Annotated in this window: 16 protein-coding genes; 13 read left to right on the plus strand and 3 right to left on the minus strand. The window is 74.1% G+C overall.

The genetic code is table 11. The annotated features are described in order from the left end of the window. Positions 1 to 163 precede the first annotated feature (163 nt). From ACFY30_RS09305 to ACFY30_RS09355, 11 genes are all read left to right on the plus strand, one after another. Entirely contained in the window at positions 164 to 1,054 is an 891-nt protein-coding gene (locus tag ACFY30_RS09305) for a family 3 encapsulin nanocompartment shell protein (protein ID WP_390844532.1), read from the plus strand. A gap of 136 nt (positions 1,055 to 1,190) precedes the next feature. Beyond that, positions 1,191 to 2,261, plus strand: coding sequence for a sulfotransferase (locus tag ACFY30_RS09310; RefSeq protein WP_390844533.1), 1,071 nt, complete (start codon positions 1,191 to 1,193; stop codon positions 2,259 to 2,261). Further along, positions 2,258 to 3,028, plus strand: a complete 771-nt coding sequence (locus tag ACFY30_RS09315; RefSeq protein ID WP_390844534.1) for an SDR family NAD(P)-dependent oxidoreductase — start codon at positions 2,258 to 2,260, stop codon at positions 3,026 to 3,028. Before ACFY30_RS09310 ends, ACFY30_RS09315 begins: the two co-directional genes overlap by 4 nt. A 37-nt stretch (positions 3,029 to 3,065) precedes the next feature. Next, positions 3,066 to 4,937 (plus strand): M20/M25/M40 family metallo-hydrolase, encoded by a 1,872-nt coding sequence (locus tag ACFY30_RS09320; protein ID WP_390844535.1) that lies wholly within the window; start codon positions 3,066 to 3,068, stop codon positions 4,935 to 4,937. Next, a complete protein-coding gene (gene cysC, locus ACFY30_RS09325) occupies positions 4,934 to 5,548 on the plus strand; it encodes an adenylyl-sulfate kinase (protein WP_390844536.1) in 615 nt (204 codons plus the stop codon). The genes ACFY30_RS09320 and cysC overlap by 4 nt, the downstream gene beginning before the upstream one ends. Beyond that, positions 5,545 to 6,528 carry a sulfate adenylyltransferase subunit CysD gene (gene cysD / locus ACFY30_RS09330; protein ID WP_390844537.1) on the plus strand — a complete coding sequence of 328 codons (984 nt, stop codon included), beginning with the start codon at positions 5,545 to 5,547 and terminating at the stop codon, positions 6,526 to 6,528. Before cysC ends, cysD begins: the two co-directional genes overlap by 4 nt. A gap of 2 nt (positions 6,529 to 6,530) precedes the next feature. Continuing rightward, on the plus strand, positions 6,531 to 7,859 hold the full coding sequence (locus tag ACFY30_RS09335) for a sulfate adenylyltransferase subunit 1 (protein ID WP_390844538.1): 1,329 nt from the start codon (positions 6,531 to 6,533) through the stop codon (positions 7,857 to 7,859). A gap of 126 nt (positions 7,860 to 7,985) precedes the next feature. After that, positions 7,986 to 8,138, plus strand: a complete 153-nt coding sequence (locus ACFY30_RS09340; RefSeq protein ID WP_390844539.1) for a hypothetical protein — start codon at positions 7,986 to 7,988, stop codon at positions 8,136 to 8,138. Between the two features lie 48 nt (positions 8,139 to 8,186). Further along, positions 8,187 to 10,496 carry a TOMM precursor leader peptide-binding protein gene (locus ACFY30_RS09345; RefSeq protein WP_390844540.1) on the plus strand — a complete coding sequence of 770 codons (2,310 nt, stop codon included), beginning with the start codon at positions 8,187 to 8,189 and terminating at the stop codon, positions 10,494 to 10,496. 37 nt (positions 10,497 to 10,533) lie between these two features. Further along, positions 10,534 to 12,018, plus strand: a complete 1,485-nt coding sequence (locus ACFY30_RS09350) for a SagB family peptide dehydrogenase (protein ID WP_390844541.1) — start codon at positions 10,534 to 10,536, stop codon at positions 12,016 to 12,018. A 137-nt stretch (positions 12,019 to 12,155) separates the two neighbouring features. Then, on the plus strand, positions 12,156 to 13,355 hold the full coding sequence (locus ACFY30_RS09355; RefSeq protein WP_390844542.1) for a sensor histidine kinase: 1,200 nt from the start codon (positions 12,156 to 12,158) through the stop codon (positions 13,353 to 13,355). Between the two features lie 127 nt (positions 13,356 to 13,482). On the opposite strand, the gene ACFY30_RS09360 is transcribed toward ACFY30_RS09355, so the two are convergent. From ACFY30_RS09360 to ACFY30_RS09370, 3 genes are all read right to left on the minus strand, one after another. Next, entirely contained in the window at positions 13,483 to 14,088 is a 606-nt protein-coding gene (locus tag ACFY30_RS09360; protein ID WP_390844543.1) for a DNA-binding response regulator, read from the minus strand. Between the two features lie 188 nt (positions 14,089 to 14,276). Then, positions 14,277 to 15,857: a helix-turn-helix domain-containing protein gene (locus ACFY30_RS09365; RefSeq protein ID WP_390844544.1), complete on the minus strand. Its 1,581-nt coding sequence runs from the start codon at positions 15,855 to 15,857 to the stop codon at positions 14,277 to 14,279. Positions 15,858 to 15,915: 58 nt separating this feature from the next. Then, on the minus strand, positions 15,916 to 17,223 hold the full coding sequence (locus ACFY30_RS09370; RefSeq protein ID WP_390844545.1) for a M6 family metalloprotease domain-containing protein: 1,308 nt from the start codon (positions 17,221 to 17,223) through the stop codon (positions 15,916 to 15,918). Positions 17,224 to 17,463: 240 nt separating this feature from the next. On the opposite strand from ACFY30_RS09370, the gene ACFY30_RS09375 reads away from it, so the two are divergent. Both ACFY30_RS09375 and ACFY30_RS09380 read left to right on the plus strand, forming a co-directional pair. Beyond that, positions 17,464 to 18,108 carry a TetR/AcrR family transcriptional regulator gene (locus ACFY30_RS09375; RefSeq protein WP_390844546.1) on the plus strand — a complete coding sequence of 215 codons (645 nt, stop codon included), beginning with the start codon at positions 17,464 to 17,466 and terminating at the stop codon, positions 18,106 to 18,108. 121 nt (positions 18,109 to 18,229) lie between these two features. Further along, on the plus strand, positions 18,230 to 19,762 hold the full coding sequence (locus ACFY30_RS09380; protein ID WP_390844547.1) for an MFS transporter: 1,533 nt from the start codon (positions 18,230 to 18,232) through the stop codon (positions 19,760 to 19,762). Positions 19,763 to 19,770 lie beyond the last annotated feature (8 nt).

Below are 19,770 nucleotides of genomic sequence, written 5' to 3' on the forward strand. Positions count from 1 at the left end.
ATGATCGGCATGTGCAGATCTCCCGAAGGGGTGGGAGATCAGGAATCACCGTGCCTTATTCAGGCCATAAAAAACAGGTGTTGAATTTCTCCCTGCAATGCTTTCGGGAAGCCTACTGTCAATCCGTAACCAAGGCCCTTCGAGAGCACTTCAGGGAGAAGACATGCTGGCAGCCACCGCCTCTTCAGCAGTGACGCAGGGCGTACGGATACAGCTCGCCGACCCCGGTCTGGCCGAACGCAGCCCGGGCGAGGAGTTCGCCTGGTCGGTGCGCGGGGCCGCGGCCGGCGAGGACCGTGTCGTACCGTTCCGCGCGCATCTCCCGGCGGTGTTCCCGCTGTTCGCGACCCGCCCCCGGTACGCCGTCCGGCACCTGCTGAAGACCGCGTCGGTCGCCGACGCCCCGGTGCCGTACGTGCACGAGCCGGCCACGCATCTCGCCGCCTCCGGCACCTCCTACCGGACCACCCCCGAGGGCTCCTTCACCTCCCGCGTGGAGCACGCCGAGTTGACCGACCTGACCGTGCGGGTGCCGCTGCCCGACGGGCTCCTCGACGAGCCGTCGCTGCTGGCCTCGTTCGTCGACTACCGGGTCCTGGTCCGGCTGTCGGTGGTGGAGAACCAGACCCTGCTGCACGGCAGCGACGACAAGGCCGTCACCGGCCTGCTCGACCTGCCGGGCATCCGCCGGGGCCCCCTGGGCGACGACGTGTACGCGGCGATCACCACGGCGGCCGCGGAGGTGGAGGAGACCGGCGGTTCCTGCGACGGCATCGTCGTCCACCCCTTCACCTACTGGGAGCTGGTGCACGCCGGCGTCCTCGGGCAGCTCGGCGCGGCCGGCATCACCGTCTCCCGCACCCGCATGATCCCGCGCGACCAGATCCTGCTCGGCGACTTCCGCGCCGCGGTCACGCTCCTCGTCCCCGACGTCGCCTCCCTCGCCCTGCTGCGCGGCCAGGGCCCGGACGGCTCCGACGTCGTCGAGGCCACCACCCGCGTCGGCCTCGCCGTCCACCTCCCCCAGCACTTCCTGCTCCTGTCCCGCACCTGACGACGGGGCACCACGTCCCGCCCTCCTCCGCGGACCGCCACCGCCGCCCCCGGCCCCTTCGCCGGGATCAGCCGTACGACTCTCCCGCCCGGCTTCACCCCGGCCCCACTTCACCCCCGCCGACGAAGGGAACCCCATGTCCGGTCCTCCTGTTCGGGTCCTCTACATCACCGGATGGATGCGCAGCGGCAGCACGCTGCTCGGTAACGTCCTCAACGAGCTGCCCGGTGTGCGGCACATCGGTGAGCTGCACTTCCTGTGGAAGAACGGTGTCCTCGGCGCCGGGACCAACTCCAGTTGCGGCTGCGGGCAGCCGCTGACCGCGTGCCCGCTGTGGGCCGAGGCGCTGGACGCCCTGCCCGCCGGGGGCACGCGGGCCACCGCGCACCGGATGCTCGCCCTGCAGCGCGCGCTGATGCGCACCCGGCACACCCGGGACCGGCTCGCCGAGGCACGCGGTGTGCGGCCCGTCGACGCGGGCGTCGCCGAGCTGCTCGACCAGTCGGCCGCCGTCTACCGGCGGATGGCCGCCCACGGCGCCGGCCGCATGGTGGTGGACGGCTCCAAGTGCCCGGCGGAGGCCGCCGCCCTGCTCGGCCGGGGCGACCTCGACGTCAAGGTGCTGCACATCGTGCGCGACCCGCGGGCCACCGCCCTGTCCTACCGCAGCGCCAAGGAGTACATCGACCCGATGTCCCCGGCCCGCTCCAGCGGTTACTGGACCGCCTTCAACCTCGCCTCCGAACTCGTCGGCAGGGAAGCGCCGGAGCGCTACCTGCGGATCCGGCACGAGGACCTGTCCACCCGGCCCCGGGAGACCGTCGCCCAGGTGCTGCGGTTCGCCGGCCTGGACGACGAGGCCCCGGTCGACGCCTTCGGCCGGGTCACCCTCGGCGTCAACCACACCGTCACCGGCAACCCCGACCGGCTGCGGCGCGGGGTGACCCGGATCCGCCCCGACGAGCGCTGGCGCACCGCGCTGCCCGCCGCCGACATCGCCGCCGCGACCGTGCCGGCCCTGCCGCTGCTCGGCCGGTACGGCTATCCGACGGCCCCCCGCCGGCCCTCCGCCGGCGGCCCCTCCTCCGGCACACCGTCCCCGGCCACGGACCGCGCCGGGGCCCCCGGCCCGGCCGACGCCCCGTCGCACACCGCCGCCCGCCGGGCCACCGTGGTCCGTCCCCTGTGGCCGGGTGAGCTCTGGTGAACCTCGGACTGTCCGGGCGGGCCGCCCTCGTCGCCGCCTCCAGCAGCGGCATCGGACTCGCGGTCGCCAAGGTGCTCGCCGCCGAGGGCGCCGACGTGTCGATCTGCGGCCGTGACCCCGGCCGGCTCGCCGCCGCCCACAAGGAGGTGGACGCCAGTGGCCCCGGCCGGGTGTTCAGCAGCGTGGTGGACCTGCGCGACGAGCACGAGGCCGCCGGCTGGGTACGGCGGACCGCCGAGGAGTTCGGCGCGCTGCACGTCCTGGTCACCAACTCGGGCGGGGTGCCCTTCGGCCCCGTACAGGACTTCGAGGTCGCCCAGTACCGCGAGGCGGTGAACGACAATCTGCTGCCGCACGTCTCGCTGTCCCTGGCCGCCGCGCCGTACCTGCGGGAGGCCGGCTGGGGCCGGATCGTCATGATCACCTCCGAGTCGGTGCGCCAGCCCCACCCGGGCAGCGGACTGTCCTCGGTCGCCCGGCTCGGCGTCCTCGGCTTCGCCAAGGGACTCGTCGAGGCCTTCGGCCCGGCGGGCGTCACCGTCAACGTCCTGGCGCCCGGCTTCCACCGCACCCCGATCCTCGACGTCCAGTACGGCGACCGTGTCGAGGAACGGCTCGCCGAGGTCGCCGCCCGGATCCCGCTCGGCCGGATCGGCCGCGCCGAGGACCTGGGCGCCCTGGTCGCCTTCCTCGCCAGCGAACAGGCCTCGTTCGTCACCGGCGGCGTGCTGGTGGCCGACGGCGGCAACACCCGCGGCATCGGCTGAGATCCCGACGCACCCGACACCCTGAAGGAGTACGCACATGCCCCCGGGAACCGCACCACCCCTGGGCGAAGTCGCCAGCGCCCGCCGGCCGGCGCTCCACGTCGTCAAGCTGGGCAGCGCCACCCTGGCCCACGGCCGGGTCTTCGACGAACTCCTCGCCCTGCGCGCCCGCGGCGCCCGGGTGCTCCTCGTCGCCGGGGGCGCCGCCGGCATCGCCGAGCACTACCGCCGCACCGGCCGCGAGATCCGCACCCTCGTCTCCCGCGGCGGCGACGAGATCCGCTACTGCCCGCCGGAGGAGATGCGGCACATCGTCGCCGCGTACGAGGAGGTCACCCTCCCGCTGGTGGAGGAGGAGCTCACCCGGCGCGGGCTCTCGGTGTTCGCCTCGGTGGCCCGGACCGGCTCGCTGGTGACGGCCAGGGCCAACGGCCCGCTGCGGGTACGGGACGGCGACCGGCTCCGCGTGGTCCGCGACCACCGCGCCGGCACCGTGCACGCCGTGGACGCGGCCCGCGTCACCGCGCTGCTCGACGCCTTCGACGTGGTGTGCCTCTCCCCGCCCGTCGCCGACACCGACGGCGGCACTGCGCTCAACGTCGACGCCGACGTCCTCGCCGCCACCCTGGCCCGCGCCCTGAACGCCGACCATCTGCGCCTGGTGACCGGCACGGCCGGACTGCTCGCCGACCCCGCCGACCCGACCAGCACCCTGCGCCACCTGGGCCGGGGCGAGGGCGGGCGGTACGCGCGGGGCCGGATGCGGCAGAAGGTGCGGGCCGCCGAGATCGCCATCGACGGCCCCTCCGACACGGCGATCACCGGCCCGCACACCCTGTCCGCGACCGGGTCCACCCGGTTCTGGGCGGCCACCGAGCCGGCCCCCGACCTGACCCTGCTCTCGCGGAGCGTCCAGGTGTCCTCCGTCTCCCGCGACGAACGGGAACTCGCCGTCCTCCTCGCCGAGTGGTGCGCGGAGAACGGCGTCAAGAGCGAGATCGACGCCGTCGGCAACCTGGTGGCCACCAAGGGCGCGGGCGACCGCCGGCTGATGATGCTCGGCCATCTCGACACCGTGCCCTACCGGTGGCCGGTGCGCTGGGACGGCGAGACGCTCTCCGGGCGCGGCTCGGTCGACGCCAAGGGGAGCCTGGTGACGTTCCTGGAGACCCTCGCGGCCTACGACCCGCCGGAGGGCGTCGAGGTGCGGGTGGTGGGCGCCGTCGAGGAGGAGATCACCGCGGCCGGGGCCTTCCACGTCCGCGACAGCTACCCGGCCGACGCGGTGATCGTGGGCGAGCCCAGCGGGGCGTCCGCCCTCACCCTCGGCTACTACGGCCTGGTCAAGGTCCGGCTGCACACCCGGGAGTGCGTCGGGCACACCGCCGGCGAGGGCGTCCGCACGGCCGGTGACCGGCTGGTGGAGGCGCTCACCGCCGTACGCGCCGCCGTCGCCGCCACCGCCCCGGACGCGCTCACCGCGACGCTCGGTGTGCGCGCCCTCAACGAGGGCGACGTGCAGTCCGGGGAGGCCGTGGTCGACGTACGGCTGCCGCCCGGGCACGCCGTCGAGACGCTGCTGGCCGCGCTGCGCGCCGCCGTGTCCGAACCGGTCCGCCTCGACGTGCTGCGTGCCACGCCCGGCGTGGCCACCCCGCGCACCAGCCCTCTGGTGAAGGCCTTCCAACGTGCCTTCCGCACCGAGGGGTCGAGGCCCCGCTACCTGATGAAGAAGGGCAGCAGCGACATGAACACGCTCGCCACGACCTGGCACGGCGTCCCCATGGTCGCCTACGGCCCCGGTGACGCGAGCCTCGACCACACCCCCGCCGAGCACCTGTCCGCGGCCGAGTTCCGGCAGGCCCGGCGTCTGCTGACCGCCGCCGTCCGAGAATGGAGCACGATGTGACCCTGCAGACCACGGCCCCCGGGCCCGGCCTCGTCGCCCCGGCCCACGACCCCACCGCCTCCCCGTACTGCACCTGTTACCCCGGCGCGACCGTCTGGCTGACCGGACTGCCCAGCTCCGGCAAGACCACCGTCGCCCGGGCCACCGCCGGCGTCCTGCGCGCCGCGGGCCGCCGTGCCGAGGTGCTCGACGGCGACGAACTGCGCCGGACGCTCTCCGACGGCCTCGGCTTCTCCCGTGAGGACCGCCACCGCAACGTGGCCCGCATCGGCCACGTCGCCCATGTCCTCGCCCGCAACGGCGTCCTCGCCCTGGTCCCGGTCATCGCCCCGTACGCCGACTCCCGCGCCGCGGTCCGCGACCTGCACCGCGGCAGCCGTACCCCCTACCTGGAGGTGCATGTCGCGGCTCCCGTCGAGGTGTGCTCCGTACGCGACGTGAAGGGCCTGTACGCGCGCCGGGCGGCCGGCGAGATCAGCGGACTGACCGGCGTCGACGACCCCTACGAGGCACCCCTGGCCCCCGACCTGCGCATCGACTCGCACACCGAGTCCGTGGACGGCTCGGTGGCCGCGCTGCTCGCCCTGCTCGCCGAAAGGGGCCTGGCATGACCACCCCCACCACGACCGCCCCGGTCACGGACGCCCCCGCCACGGCCGCCCCCGCGCCCGCCGCCGGACCGGCCGCCGCGCACCCCTACGCCCTGTCCCACCTCGACACCGTGGAGGCGGAGGCCCTGCACATCTTCCGTGAGGTGGCGGGCGAGTTCGAGCGGCCCGTGCTGCTGTTCTCCGGCGGCAAGGACTCCATCGTCATGCTGCACCTGGCGCTGAAGGCGTTCGCGCCCGCCGCGCTCCCCTTCTCCCTGCTGCACGTCGACACCGGCCACAACTTCCCCGAGGTCCTCGACTACCGGGACCGCGTGGTCGCCCGTCACCGCCTGCGCCTGCACGTCGCCCGCGTCCAGGACTTCATCGACGACGGCCGGCTGCGCGAGCGTCCCGACGGCACCCGCAACCCCCTGCAGACCGTCCCGCTGCTCGACGCCATCACCACCGGGCGCCACGACGCCGTCTTCGGCGGCGGCCGGCGCGACGAGGAGAAGGCCCGCGCCAAGGAACGGGTGTTCTCGCTGCGCGACGAGTTCGGCGCCTGGGACCCGCGCCGCCAGCGCCCCGAACTGTGGTCCCTCTACAACGGCCGGCACGCCCCCGGCGAACACGTCCGCGTCTTCCCGCTGTCCAACTGGACCGAGCTCGACGTGTGGCAGTACATCCAGCGCGAGGACATCGAACTGCCCTCGATCTACTACGCCCACGAGCGCGAGGTGTTCGCCCGCGGCGGCATGTGGCTGGCGCCCGGCGCCTGGGGCGGCCCGCGCCCCGGCGAACGCCTCCGGCGCAGACGGGTCCGCTACCGCACCGTGGGGGACATGTCCTGCACCGGCGCCGTCGAGTCGGGTGCCGGCACCGTCGCCGCGGTGATCGAGGAGATCGCCGCCTCCCGGCTCACCGAGCGGGGCGCCACCCGCGCCGACGACAAGCTCTCCGAGGCCGCCATGGAAGACCGCAAGAGGGAGGGCTACTTCTAGCCATGCAGACCACCACCGGCACGACCACCCGGGACACCGGGGACACCCAGGGCGGCACGGACGCCGCCGCCACCCTGCGCTTCGCCACCGCCGGCTCCGTCGACGACGGCAAGTCCACCCTCGTGGGACGGCTGCTGCACGACTCCAAGTCGGTCCTGTCGGACCAGCTGGCCGCCGTGGAGGCCGCGTCGCTCGCGCGCGGCCAGGACGCCCCCGACCTGGCGCTGCTCACCGACGGCCTGCGCGCCGAACGGGAACAGGGCATCACCATCGACGTCGCCTACCGCTACTTCGCCACCGCCCGGCGCCGGTTCATCCTCGCCGACACCCCCGGCCATGTGCAGTACACCCGCAACATGGTCACCGGCGCCTCCACCGCCGACCTCGCGCTGGTCCTGGTCGACGCCCGGCACGGGATCGTCGAGCAGACCCGCCGCCATCTCGCCGTGGCGGCGCTGCTGCGCATCCCGCAGGTGACGCTCGTCGTCAACAAGATGGACCTGGTGGGCTGCTCGGAGCAGGTCTTCGCGGACATCGCCGCCGAGTTCGCCGCGTGCGCCACCGCCCTCGGCGTGCCCCGGGTGACCGCCGTCCCCGTCTCGGCGCTGGAGGGCGACAACGTCGTACGCCCCTCCGACCGGATGGACTGGTACGCCGGGCCCACCGTCCTGGAACACCTGGAGACCGTGCCCGCCGGCACCGACCCGCGCACCGAACCGGCCCGCCTGCCCGTCCAGTACGTCATCCGGCCGCGGACCCCGGGCCATCCCGACTACCGCGGCTACGCGGGCCAGCTGGCCTCCGGGCTGCTGCGGGTCGGCGACCCGGTCACCGTGCTGCCGTCCGGCCGGACCAGTGTCGTCGAGGCCATCGACACCCCGGCGGGGCCCGCCCGGGCCGCCTGGGCGCCGCAGTCGGTGACGGTCCGGCTCGCCGACGACATCGACATCGCCCGGGGCGACCTGCTGGCCGCGGCCGACGCCCCGCCCCGCACCACGCGCCGGCTGCACGCCACCGCATGCCACCTCACCGACCAGCCGCTGCGGGCGGGCCGCCGGGTCCTGCTGCGGCACACCACCCGGACCGTGCGGGCGGTGGTCGAGGAGATCGGCTCCCGGCTCGACCTGCACGACCTCACCGAACGCCCCGGGCCCGGCACGCTCGACGTCAACGACATCGGCCGGATCGTGGTGCGCACCGCCGAGTCCGTCGCCGTCGACGGCTACGCCGCGCTGCGCCGCACCGGATCGTTCCTGCTCATCGACCCGGACGACGGCAGCACGCTCACCGCGGGCATGGCGGACGCCCCCGACGGCACGGAAGGGGTGTGAGACCCGCCCTGGATGATCATGAAAACGTCATGCCGAGCCGGTGACACCGGCACTGTCGGCCCTGCCCCCGCCCCGGAAGACTTCTCCTCACCGAGAGAGAACACCCACCGCGAGGAAAGGGCCGACATGAACCTCAACGCCGCCACCAACGTGTTCCCCGCCGCCGACGTCCCCGCCGCCGACGGCCTCGTCATCGAGGACCTCGCCGCGCTGGCCGCCGAGCCGTTCCAGCCGGGCACCTGCATCTGCTGGACGGAGGCCTCCGCGCTCGCCGAGTGACCCGCCGCGCAGACCGCAGCCGATCAGGGGGAATTGGGGGGAACGGCAGTGACGAAGCACACGGCAGTGACCGAGCACACGGCAGCGACCACACAGCACAGCGCACGACCGGGACTGGCCTTCAAGCACCATCTGACGGCCGAAGTGGTGCCGGGGGAGGGGGTGTTCCTGGTGTCCGAACGCGGCGTGACCGTGCTGCGCGGCGCCGGCGTCACCGAACTCGCCCCGCTCCTCGACGGCACCCGCACCCTGGACCAGCTCGCCGAGGAGACGCCCGCCGGACTGTTCCCGGCGCAGGTGCGCCGGATCGTCGGCGAACTCCTCGACTCCGGACTGCTCACCCACCGGCCGCCGGCCGCCGACGCCCGCGGCGACGAGGCCTTCTGGGAACTCGCGGGCATGGACGGCCCCGCCGCCGCCCGCCGCACCGCCGGCGCCACCGTCACGATCGCCTCGGTCGGCACGCACGCCCGGGAGGCCGTCGCCGACATGACCGCCGCGCTCACCGCCGACGGACTGCGTCTGCACCGGCCCGGCCACGACACCGAACCCCCCGGTCTCGCCGTCGTCCTCTGCGACAGCTACCTCGACCCCGGACTCGCGGCCCTGGACGTCCGCTACCGCGCCACCGGCACCCCCTGGCTGCTGGTCCGTCTGACCGGCGAACAGCCCTGGATCGGGCCGGTGTTCCGCCCGGACGGCGGCGCCTGCTGGCACTGCCTCGCCGAGCCGCTGCGCCGCAACCGGCCCGCCGAGGCGTTCTTGGGCGAGGCCCTCGGCCGCCCGGTCCGCACCCCGCCCTCCGCCCTCGCCGCGGGCCGCGCGGCCGGTCTGCACCTGGCCTGCCTGGAGGCCGTGAAGTGGCTGGCCGGACAGCGCCACCCGGGCCAGTCCGCGCTGTGGGCCCTCAACCCCCTCGACCTGACCAGCCGTCACCACCCGGTGCGCCGCCGCCCCCAGTGCCGTTCCTGCGGCGACCCGGACCTGATGGAACGCCAGGTCGACGCCCCCTTCGTGATCGCGTCCCGGCCCAAGACCGGGACCGGCACCGGTGAGCGCTCGCTGTCCCCGGAACAGATGCTGGAGCGATACGGCCACCTCGTCGACGACCTCACCGGGGTGGTGAAGGAGATCCGCCGCGACCGCCGCGGCCCCGGCTTCCTCAACTGCTTCCACTCCGGGCACAACCCGGCCGCCGCGCCCACCGGCCTCGCCGGGATCCGGGGCGGCCTGCGCAGCCACAGCTCGGGCAAGGGCACCACCGAGACGCAGGCGAAGGTCAGCGCCCTGTGCGAGGCCGTGGAGCGGCACAGCGGCTGGTTCCAGGGCGACGAACCCACCGTACGGGCCGCCTACCGGGACGTCGCCGACCGCGCCGTGCACCCGGACACCGTGCAGCTGTTCCACCCCCGCCAGTACGCCGGCCGCGAGCGGTGGAACGCCGCGCACGGCCCGGCGCACCGCGTCTGCGAGCCCTTCGACGAGAACGCCCCCGTCGACTGGACCCCGATGTGGTCGCTGACCGACGGCCGCCACCGCCTGGTGCCCACCGCGATGCTCTACTACAACGCCCCCGGCGACAGGGGCCCGTTCGCGGCCACCTCCAACGGCTCGGCGGCCGGCAGCTCCCGCGAGGACGCCGTCGTGCAGGGCTTCCTGGAACTCGTCGAACGCGACGCGGTCGCCCTGTGGTGGTACAACCGCACCCGGCAGCCCGGCCTCGACCTCGACGCCTTCGACGACCCCTGGGTCCGGCGGACCCGCGAGGAACACCGGGGGCTGGGCCGCCGGATGTGGGTCCTCGACCTCACCAGCGACCTCGGCGTCCCGGTCTTCGCCGCCCTGTCCGCCCGCACCGACAAACCGGCCCAGGACATCACCCTCGGCTTCGGCGCGCACTTCGACGCCCGCATCGCCCTGCGCCGCGCCGTCGCCGAACTGAACCAGATGCTCCCCCCGGTCGCCCAGGCGAGACCCGACGGCACCGGCTACAGCTGCGACGACCCGGCCGTCCTGTCCTGGTGGCGGACCGCCACCACCGACAACCAGCCCTACCTGCTGCCCGGCACGGCGCGGGCCCGCACCCCTCAGGACTTCCCGTACGTCCCGCGCCCCGACCTGGCCGACGACGTGGCCGCCGCCGTCCGGATCGTGCGCGAGCTCGGCAGCGAACTCCTCGTCCTCGACCAGACCCGGCCCGACACCGGACTGCCCGTCGTCAAGGTGGTGGTGCCCGGTCTGCGCACCTTCTGGGCCCGCTTCGGCCCGGGCCGCCTCTACGACGTGCCGGTCCGCCTGGGCCGCCGGTCCACCCCCGTCCGATACGAGGACCTCAACCCGGTCCCGCTCTTCCTGTGACGGACACCGTCACCCCGTCCTCCCCGAGGTCTCGCCGATGAATGCCGCCGCCCCGTCCCTGATGCCGCTGTGGTCGCTGCGTGAGGACTGCGGATTCCGGTCCGTGCCCGGCGACCCGGGCGCCGGCGTCGTCAGCACCCCCTGGGAGGAGATCCGCCTCGACGCGCGCAACCCGGCCGTCGGCCGCGCCCTGGAACGGATGACGTACGGCCCGGTCTCCCTCGACAACGTGCTGCCCGGTTTCAGCGAGGGCACCGGGCCGGCCGAGGAACGCCCCCAGTACGACGCGCTGGACGCCGTACTGGGACGGCTCCAGCACGTCGTGGTGCGCACCCTCGCGCTCGCCGGGGGCACCGACCACGTGACCGTCGTCCCCATCGCCCGCCGGGCCCGGTTCACGCCGCGCCGCCCCGACGCGCACGCCGTCCACCGCCTGTCCCGGTTCGTCACGCTCACGGCCGGACCGGAGGGCTGGATCGCCGAGTCCCCGCTCACCGCCCACCGCGTGGTCCTGCACACCCCGCAGGCCGGCTGGCTGGTCAGCTGCTACGCCCGTCCCACGGCCGTCGGCGAGGTGTCCCGGCTGCTCGGCCTGCCGGTCGCCGAGACCTCCCTCGTCGTCGGCTACCTGGAGGCCGCCGGCATGCTGGTCCCCGGCACCCCGCGCGCGGACGCCCCGGACACCTACTCCTTCGCCGAGGACGAGGACACCGTCCTCGCCTCCTGGTCACCGCGGGAACTGCTGGTCCACCAGCGCAGCAGGCCGGGCGCGCACGACGAACCGGTGGGGGAGTACGGCGACCCGGTGCGCCCGGGCGGCCCCGCCCGGCCCCGCGACAACGATGGCATCGCCGTGGCCCCGGCCGGCCGCGCACCCGTTTCCGCCGCGGCCCCCGCCATCCCCCTGCCCGTGCCCCTGCCCGCGGGCGCCGGGGCCGGGCGGCGCGAACCCGCGCTGAGCGAGGTCCTCGCGGCCCGCCGCTCCGAGCGGCCCGACGACGGACGGCCGCTCTCCCTGGACCAGTTGGGCGAGCTGCTGCACCGGTCCGCCGCCGAACGCCCGGCCGGCGGGCGGCCCTACCCGAGCCTCGGCGCGCGCTACCCGCTGGAGCTGTACCTCACCGTCAGCGGGGGCGGCGACCTCAAGCGCGGGATCTACCACTACGACCCGCACGGCCACCGGCTGTCCCCGCTGGAGACGGCACCGGACCTGGTCGACGAGCTGCTCGCCGAGGCCGCCGGGAACGCCGGGCTGAGCCAGGAGCCCTCGGTGCTGATCAGCATGACGGCACGGTACCGGCGTACGGCCGGCGCCTACCGGGGCACGGCCTACAGCGCCCTGCTCAAGGAGGTCGGCGCCCTCCAGCAGACGCTGTACCTGGTGGCCACCGCGATGGGCCTGGGCCCGTGTGCGCTGGCCTTCGGCGACACCGAGACGGCCGCCCGCGCCTTCGGCCTGGACTGGCGGGCCGAACCGGGCGTCGGCGAGTTCGTGGTCTCGGCGTTTCCCGGGGGCGTGTAGGGCCTGTTGTGGATGTTTGCTCGTCGTTCGTCCGGCCGGGATCGAGGGCGGCGACCCTATGCTGTACCCCGACCGAAATCGCATTCGGGTGGGGGGTTTCAGTGCGATGGTTCCGTCCTTTGGTGTCTGCCGGGCCGATGCGTCAAAGACCGGTCAGCAACGTCGAACTGGCCCCCAGGATGGCCTCCGCCATCACCACCGTCGTCATCCTCTGCTTCTTCGGGGTGGCCCTCACCTACGCGGCCAGCGGCGGCCTGGGCGCGCTGGGCCTGACGGCGTTCTGCGTCCTGATGGTGCTGCTGCTCGGTCTGCAGTTCTGCCACTCCTTCCCGGCCCGGGCGCCCCGCTGGGCCCGGCACAACCGGGTCACCCTGGCCGCGCAGGCGGTCCTCACCTTCGGCCCGTTCGCGTTCTTCGGCGAGGCCTGGCTCGGGATGCCCGGCTTCCTGTGCTCGTCCTGTCTGCTGGTGCTGCGGCCGGCTCTCGCCTGGGCCGCGTTCGGCCTGGTCCTCGGGGCGACGGGGGCCGTGCACTTCCTCGTCGGCTACGGCGCGGGTGAGCTGGCGTACAACATGGTGGCCACCGTCCTGACCGGGCTGGTGGTGTACGGGCTGAGCCGGCTGACCGGACTCATCGCCGAGGTGCAGGCAGCCCGTGACGAACTGGTGCGGGTCACCCTCGCCCAGGAGCGGGTGCGGTTCGCCCGCGATCTGCACGACCTGCTCGGCTTCAGTCTGTCCACCATCACCCTCAAGTGCGAGCTCGTGCACCGGCTGGTGCGGGTCGACCCGGAGCGGGCCGAGACCGAGATCACGGAGATCGTGCAGGCGGCCCGGCAGGCGTCCGCCGAGGTGCGCTCGGTGGCGGGCAGCTATCTGCGGATGAGCCTGGACCGGGAACTCCCGGCGGCGGCCTCGCTGTTGCGGGCGGTCGGCATCCACGCCGAGGTGCGGGTGGCGGCGGGCGAGGTGTCCCCGGCGGTCGACTCGGTGCTGGCCACGGTGCTGCGCGAGGGCGTCACCAACATCCTGCGGCACAGCAAGGCCCAGAAGTGCGTGATCAAGGCGGACGCGGAGGACGGCTCCGTGCGTCTGGTCATCGCCAACGACGGTCTGCGGGACGCGCGTTCGGCCCACTTCGCCGACGTGCCCGGCGGCGCCGCGTGCGGCGGCAACGGCCTGAGCAGCCTGGCGGCCCGGGCGCAGGCCCTCGGCGGCCGGCTGACCTCCGGCGAACGCGCCGACGGCTGGTTCGAACTGGCCGTGGCCCTTCCCGCCCAGGCGGAGGAGGACGCCACCGCCCGCCTCCCCGCCGACCGGACCCCCGGCCGCTCCTGACGTCACCCGGGTCGCCGCGGTCCGGCCGGCCCACGGTGTGCCCTTTCGGACCGGTCGCGCGGCTCGGCGGGGTCCGGGGCAACCCCGGGCGCCACAGGGGGCGGTGGGGCCGGGGCGATGCCCCGGGTCAGAGCCAGCCGGAGTCGCGGGCGATCCTGACGGCGTCCATGCGGTTGCGGGCGTTGAGGCGGGTGACGGCGGCGGTCAGGTAGTTGCGGACGGTGCCGGCGGACAGGAACAGGGCGCGGGCGATCGCCGGCACCTCCTCGCCCTGCGCGGCCAGCCGCAGCACTTCCGTCTCCCGGGCGCTGAGCGGACTCTCCCCGGCCTGCAGGGCGCTGAGCGCCAGCTCGGGGTCGACCACCCGGCCCCCGGCGGCCACTTCCCGGATCGCCGCCGCGAGCCGGGCCGGCTCGGTGTCCTTCAGCAGGAACCCGCAGGCGTGCGCGGCGAGCGCACGGCGCAGGTTGCCGGGCCGGCCGAGCGTGGTCAGGATCGCCGTCCGGCACGACGGCAGCTTCTCGTGGAGCAGGCCGGCGGCCTCGATGCCGTCGATGCCCGGCATGTCGATGTCGAGCACGGCCACGTCGGGGCGGTGCTCCAGGGCCAGCGGCAGGACCTGGTCGCCGTTCCCCGTCTCGGCGACCACCTCGATGTCGGTCTCCAGCTCCAACAGGGAGGCCAGAGCCCGGCGGAGCATGACCATGTCCTCCGCGAGCAGCACTCGGATCACTGATTCCCCCCGGTTTCAGCGTGATGATCGATATCTGGCGTGAACTTTACGCGGGAACGCGCTTACGGGGCAGGGCTGTTGCCCTCTTCCACAGCAGGCCGTGACCGGGCGGGCAATCCGTTCGGCGCGGGACGACTCGATGGGCGTTACACCCAAGTCCTGGTCAAGTGCGGCCGAAAACCACGGGTTCAGGACAGCGGCACGCGGGTGAACCGGGCGGCCACCCGCAGATCCGACTCGACGAGCGCGGCGGTCGCCGCCACTTCCGGCAGGAGGTCGCGCACGCACTCCTCGGCGGTCCGCCGCGCCGCGTGCGTCGCGACCCCGACCGCCGCGACCACCCGTCCCGCACGGTCCCGCACCGGCACCGCGACCGACCGCAGCCCCTGCTCCAACTCCTCGTCCACGAAGGCGAACCCGTCACCGGGCTCGCCCGTCAGCACCCGCCCCGCCGCCGTCACCCGGGCCGGCCGCCGCGCACCCACCGTCACGTCCACGCTCATCACGTGGTGCGCGGGCACCCCGGCCGTGTACTGGATCTCGTCGCCCTCGTCGGTGAGGACCGCCAGGGCCGTCGACTCGTGCACCCGTTCCGCGAGGGCCGCGAGGTGCGGGGTCGCGATGCGGGGAAGCGTCGTACGGGACAGGGGCGGGAAGCCGAGGGAGAGCACCTGCGGGGTGAGCGAGAAGGTGCGCTCGGGCCCGCCGGGCGCCACCAGCCCCAGGTGCTCGAACGTGATCAGCGCCCGCCGGGCCGTCGCCCGCGCCAGCCCGGTCGCCCTGGCCACCTCCGCCAGGGTCGGTGCGGCGCGGCCCTCCCCGAACGCGGTGAGGACGGTCAGCCCGCGCGCCAGGGACTCGATGAACTCCCGGCCCAGTTCCTGCTTCGACGCGCCCGTCCACAGGGCGAGGCCCGCGGACGGCGGGCCGGGATCCGCCGGCGGCGCCTGCCGCAGGTCCTCCTCCATGGCCGCCACCGCCGCCCGCAGCCGGGGCAGCAGGGTGTCGCGCAGGTCCGCGGCGGTGTGCCGGCTCGTGTGGCTCACCACGCTCGCCACGCACACGGCCCGCCCCGTCCCCGGGTCCCGCACCGGTACGGAGACCGCCACCAGGCCCGGCTCGATCAGCTGGTCGTCCAGCGCGCAGCCCTCCGCCGCCGCCTGCCCGGCCCGCCGTACGAAGTCCTCGTCCGGGGCCCGGTGCGGGGCGGCCGGCACGGCGGGGAAGCCGCGGCCTTGCGGGTCCGCCGCCCGGCGTGCGCGCCAGCGCTCCCAGTCGGCGTCCGTCCAGCCGGCCGCGAACAGGGCACCCGGCGCGGTCCGTTCGGCGGGCAGCAGGTCGCCGATGCGGAAGCTCAGGGACATCGCGCGGCGCCGGGTCGCCTGGTGGATGAAGCGGATGCCGTCCCGGTCGGCGACGGCCAGGGACACCGACTCGTCGAGCTCGTCGGCGAGCGCGTCCGCCCGCGAGCCCAGCAGCGCCGGCAGCCGCAGGGCGGCCAGATAGGCGTTGCCGAGCTCCATCACGCGCGGGGCCAGCACCGCGTCCCGGCCCTCCAGCCGGACGTACCCCATGCGGGCCAGGGTGGCGGTGACCCGGTCCACGGTCGACCGGGCCAGGCCCGTGGCCCGCTCCAGCTCGCTCAGCCGCATCGCCCCGCCGGCCCCGGTCAGGTCCCGCAGGACGGCCACCCCGCGCATCAGCGGCACGACGGCCTCGTCGGGAACGGCCGCGGGGGCGCCGGGGGTGGTGGTCGTCTTCGCGGGCATCGGTTCTCCGTACGGCGGTCTGGGCAGCCCTACCGTAATGCGGGCTCCCGGCCCCGGCTCACCGCCGGGTGACCCGCACCCGGTAGACGCCCTTCAGGTCCGCGGCCGTCACCGAGATCCGGATGCGGCGCTCGGCGTCCGTGAAGGTCTCGCCGGGGGCGAAGGGCGCGTCGGAGAGCTCGGCGTGCACGTTCGGGCTGCGGGTGCAGCCGCCGCTGTCCTCGGCGGAGTCGTACACCGTCACCGGTCCCATGCCGGTGTCGACGCCCGCGTCCACCTTGTAGACGAGGACGCCCGGCCGGCACACCGTCTCGTCGTTGCCGCCGCGGGTGCGCAGCTCGACGGCGTAGCCGGTGCGGCCGTCGACGGGCACGAGGACCAGCTTCGGGCCCCCGGCCTTCCACAGCGGGGTCAGCTCGTACTCCGCCGTCCCGCGCACCGCCGAGCAGGCGATCTGCGCCGCGTCCAGCCAGCCCAGCTTCCACTTGTGCCAGCCGAGCAGGTCGTTGTTGGCCCCCCAGTCCTCGCTCATGATGTCCCAGTGCCCGACCGCGCCCCCGCCCTCCTGGGTGTAGAGGTCGGGCAGCCCGAAGACATGGCCGTTCTCGTGCGGCAGTACGCGGTAGCCCGTGCGGTCGTAGGAGCCGGAGCCGTCGTCCTGACGGGAGTAGACGAAGGACGCGTTGGCCACCGCCACCCCGTCGGCGACCGGCGCCTCCGTGTTCCCGGCGAACGTCACCGACAGGACCGTGTCCAGTGCGGAGGGCCCGGCGTTCGGGGTCACCAGTACGTTCAGCAGGTCGTACGCCCGGAAGTCCACGGTCGGGTCGGCGGCGGCCACGATGTCGCGGACGAGGTCGCGGTAGCCGGGATCGAAGGGCGCGCCGCGCTCTATGCCGTACGCCCGGAACGCCTTCGGCATCCGCAGCCAGTGCCGGACCGGGATGTCGGAGCGGTAGTCCAGACGGCCGTAGGACGCCGTGCGGAACCACTTCTCGGTCTGCGGGAAGAACTCGTGGTAGCGGTCGAGGGCACTGCCCCTGCCCGGCGCGTCCGGGAAGTCGACCATCAGGGTGAGGGCGCGGACGGTGCCGGTGGAGCGGGCGTAGCCGCTGGGTGTCGGGACCCCTTCGGACATCTGGACGGCCGAGCCGCCGCTGATCATGCAGGGGGCGAGGGTGGAGGACCGGGCCAGGGAGACGGGGCCCGCCCCGGCCCGTGTCGGCCCGAGGTCCGGGGGGAGGCGGCCGGTGCCGGCCGAGGTGCTGACCGCGAGGGTCAGCGCGGTCACGGAGGCGAGGGCGGCGGCGCGGCGCGGGCGTATCCGACGGCGGAGGGGTTCCGGGGCGGTGCGCACGGGCTGCATGCGGGGCCTTTCGCTCCAGGCAGCCGCCCGGTCACCGGCTGCACCCTTTCGATCACCCTGTGACGCGGCGGGTGCGGGCGCGCGCTGGAAACGACCGATCGTGTGCACGTGGTCCAGGTCACACAAGAAAACTTCGGGGTCCGGGAAATAACCGGGGACCCTCTCCCCGTTTAGCCCTGTGTCCGAGCGAAACGGGGAGAGCTTCCCCGGATCGCCCCACCGCTATCCGGAGGAGACGCCGTGCAGACCGCGACCCCCGCAGTGCGCAAGGCACCCCGGCCTCGCGCCGACGCCCTGCGCAACCGGGAGCGGATCGTCACCGCCGCCCGCGAGATGCTCACCGAGCTCGGCCCCGACGTGCCGCTCGACGACATCGCCCGCCGGGCCGGCGTCGGCAACGCCACGGTGTACCGCCACTTCCCCGACCGCGACGCCCTGGTCCGCGAGGTCGTCTGCTCGGTCCTGGACCGCACGGTCCTGGCCGGCCAGGCCGCCCTCGCCGAGGCCGGAGACGCGTTCGCGGCACTGGAGCGCTTCGTGCACGCCTCCGCCGACGAGCGGATCAGCGCGCTGTGCCCGATGGTCTCCAGCACCTTCGACCAGCACCACCCCGACCTGGAAGCCGCCCGCGAACGCGTCGAGCGGATCATCGAGGAGGTCATGGACCGCGCCAAGGCGGCCGGACAGATGCGGACCGATGTCGGTGTGGGCGACGTGATGATCGCGGTCGCCCAGCTCAGCCGCCCCCCGGCGGGCACGGGCTGCCCGAGCGCCGACCGGTTCGTCCACCGCCACCTCCAGCTGTTCCTGGACGGACTGCGGGCCCCGGCCCCCTCGGTCCTGCCGGGCACGGCGGTGACCATGGAGGACCTGCGCCAGGCCTGAGCGATCAGAACGTCTTGAGAGAGCGGCCGGACCCTTCACCCCGGCCGCCGTCGGCAGACCCGTACTGAGCACGCCGTTTTTTCTGGTTTTTCCGTCACGAAGTCCCGAAGTGGGTATCCCCATGTCTGAAACAGCCGTCAAGGCTCCCGGCGTCCCGGACGCCAACCGCTGGAAGGCCCTGGCGTTCATCGCCATAGCCCAGCTGATGGTCGTCCTCGACGCCACCATCGTGAACATCGCGATGCCGTCCGCCCAGCAGGACCTGGGCATCTCCGACGGCAACCGGCAGTGGATCGTCACCGCCTACGCCCTCGCCTTCGGCGGACTGCTGCTCTTCGGCGGCCGGATCGCCGACCTGTGGGGCCGCAAGCGCGCCTTCGTCGCCGGCCTCGGCGGCTTCGCCGCGGCCTCCGCGCTCGGCGGCGCGGCCACCAACGAGGCCATGATGTTCGGCGCCCGCGCGCTCCAGGGTGCCTTCGGCGCTCTCCTCGCGCCCGCCGCGCTCTCCCTGCTCGCGGTGATGTTCACCGACGCCAAGGAGCGTGCCAAGGCGTTCGGCATCTACGGCGCGATCGCCGGTGGCGGCGGCGCCGTCGGCCTGATCCTCGGCGGTTTCCTCACCGAGTACCTGGACTGGCGCTGGACGTTCTTCGTGAACATCCCGTTCGCGGTCGTCGCCGCGGCCGGCGCGTACTTCGTCATCCGTGAGCCCGAGGGCGGCCGCAACCGCTCCTCCCTCGACATCCCGGGCGTCATCCTCTCCACCCTCGGCCTGGTCTCCCTGGTCTACGGCTTCACCCGCGCCGAGTCCGACGGCTGGAGCGACTCCCTGACCGTCGGCATGTTCGTCGCCTCCGCCGTCCTGCTGGCCGCCTTCGTGATCGTCGAGTCCAGGGTCAAGGCCCCGCTGCTGCCGCTGCGCGTGATCACCGAGCGCAACCGCGGCGGTGTCTACCTCTCCCTCGGCCTCGCGATCATCGCGATGTTCGGCCTGTTCCTCTTCCTGACCTACTACCTGCAGGTCGTCAAGGGCTACTCCCCGGTCAAGACCGGCTTCGCGTTCCTGCCGATGATCGCGGGCATGATCACCGGCTCCACCCAGATCGGCGCCCGGCTGATGACCCGGGTCGCGCCGCGGCTGCTGATGGGCCCCGGCTTCCTGGTCGCCGCGCTCGGCATGCTGCTGCTGACCCGCCTGGAGATCGGCTCCTCGTACGCGGCCCTGCTGCTGCCCGCGATGCTGCTGCTCGGCCTCGGCATGGGTACGGCGTTCATGCCGGCGATGTCCCTGGCCACCCTGGGCGTGGAGCCGCGTGACGCCGGTGTCGCCTCCGCGATGGTCAACACCTCGCAGCAGGTGGGCGGCGCGATCGGCACCGCCCTGCTGAACACGATCGCCGCGTCCGCGACCGCGTCGTACATCAAGGACCACATCGCCGGTGCGGCCTCCCGGCCCCAGCAGCAGCTCGTCCAGCTGGAGGGCATGGTGCAGGGCTACACCAGCGCCATCTGGTTCGCCGTCGGCATCCTGTTCGCCGCCGCCGTGATCGCCCTGACGCTCGTCAACGCCGGCAAGCCGGACATGGGCACCGTGACGGGTGCGAGCGCCGAGGACGCCGAGGACGCCGTCCCGGTGCCGGTGGTCGCCCACTGACGCGCGTA

Origin of the sequence: Streptomyces sp. NPDC000345, from assembly GCF_042898825.1 — a bacterium.
Classification (GTDB): domain Bacteria; phylum Actinomycetota; class Actinomycetes; order Streptomycetales; family Streptomycetaceae; genus Streptomyces.

Bases quoted from the DNA above. Each gene is read 5' to 3' on its own strand.
- ACFY30_RS09305 (WP_390844532.1), top strand. From the start codon at position 164: ATGCTGGCAGCCACCGCCTCTTCAGCAGTGACGCAGGGCGTACGGATA.
- ACFY30_RS09310 (WP_390844533.1), top strand. From the start codon at position 1,191: ATGTCCGGTCCTCCTGTTCGGGTCCTCTACATCACCGGATGGATGCGC.
- ACFY30_RS09320 (WP_390844535.1), top strand. From the start codon at position 3,066: ATGCCCCCGGGAACCGCACCACCCCTGGGCGAAGTCGCCAGCGCCCGC.
- cysD (WP_390844537.1), top strand. From the start codon at position 5,545: ATGACCACCCCCACCACGACCGCCCCGGTCACGGACGCCCCCGCCACG.
- ACFY30_RS09335 (WP_390844538.1), top strand. From the start codon at position 6,531: ATGCAGACCACCACCGGCACGACCACCCGGGACACCGGGGACACCCAG.
- ACFY30_RS09340 (WP_390844539.1), top strand. From the start codon at position 7,986: ATGAACCTCAACGCCGCCACCAACGTGTTCCCCGCCGCCGACGTCCCC.
- ACFY30_RS09350 (WP_390844541.1), top strand. From the start codon at position 10,534: ATGAATGCCGCCGCCCCGTCCCTGATGCCGCTGTGGTCGCTGCGTGAG.
- ACFY30_RS09355 (WP_390844542.1), top strand. From the start codon at position 12,156: ATGCGTCAAAGACCGGTCAGCAACGTCGAACTGGCCCCCAGGATGGCC.
- ACFY30_RS09365 (WP_390844544.1), bottom strand. From the start codon at position 15,857: ATGCCCGCGAAGACGACCACCACCCCCGGCGCCCCCGCGGCCGTTCCC.
- ACFY30_RS09370 (WP_390844545.1), bottom strand. From the start codon at position 17,223: ATGCAGCCCGTGCGCACCGCCCCGGAACCCCTCCGCCGTCGGATACGC.
- ACFY30_RS09380 (WP_390844547.1), top strand. From the start codon at position 18,230: ATGTCTGAAACAGCCGTCAAGGCTCCCGGCGTCCCGGACGCCAACCGC.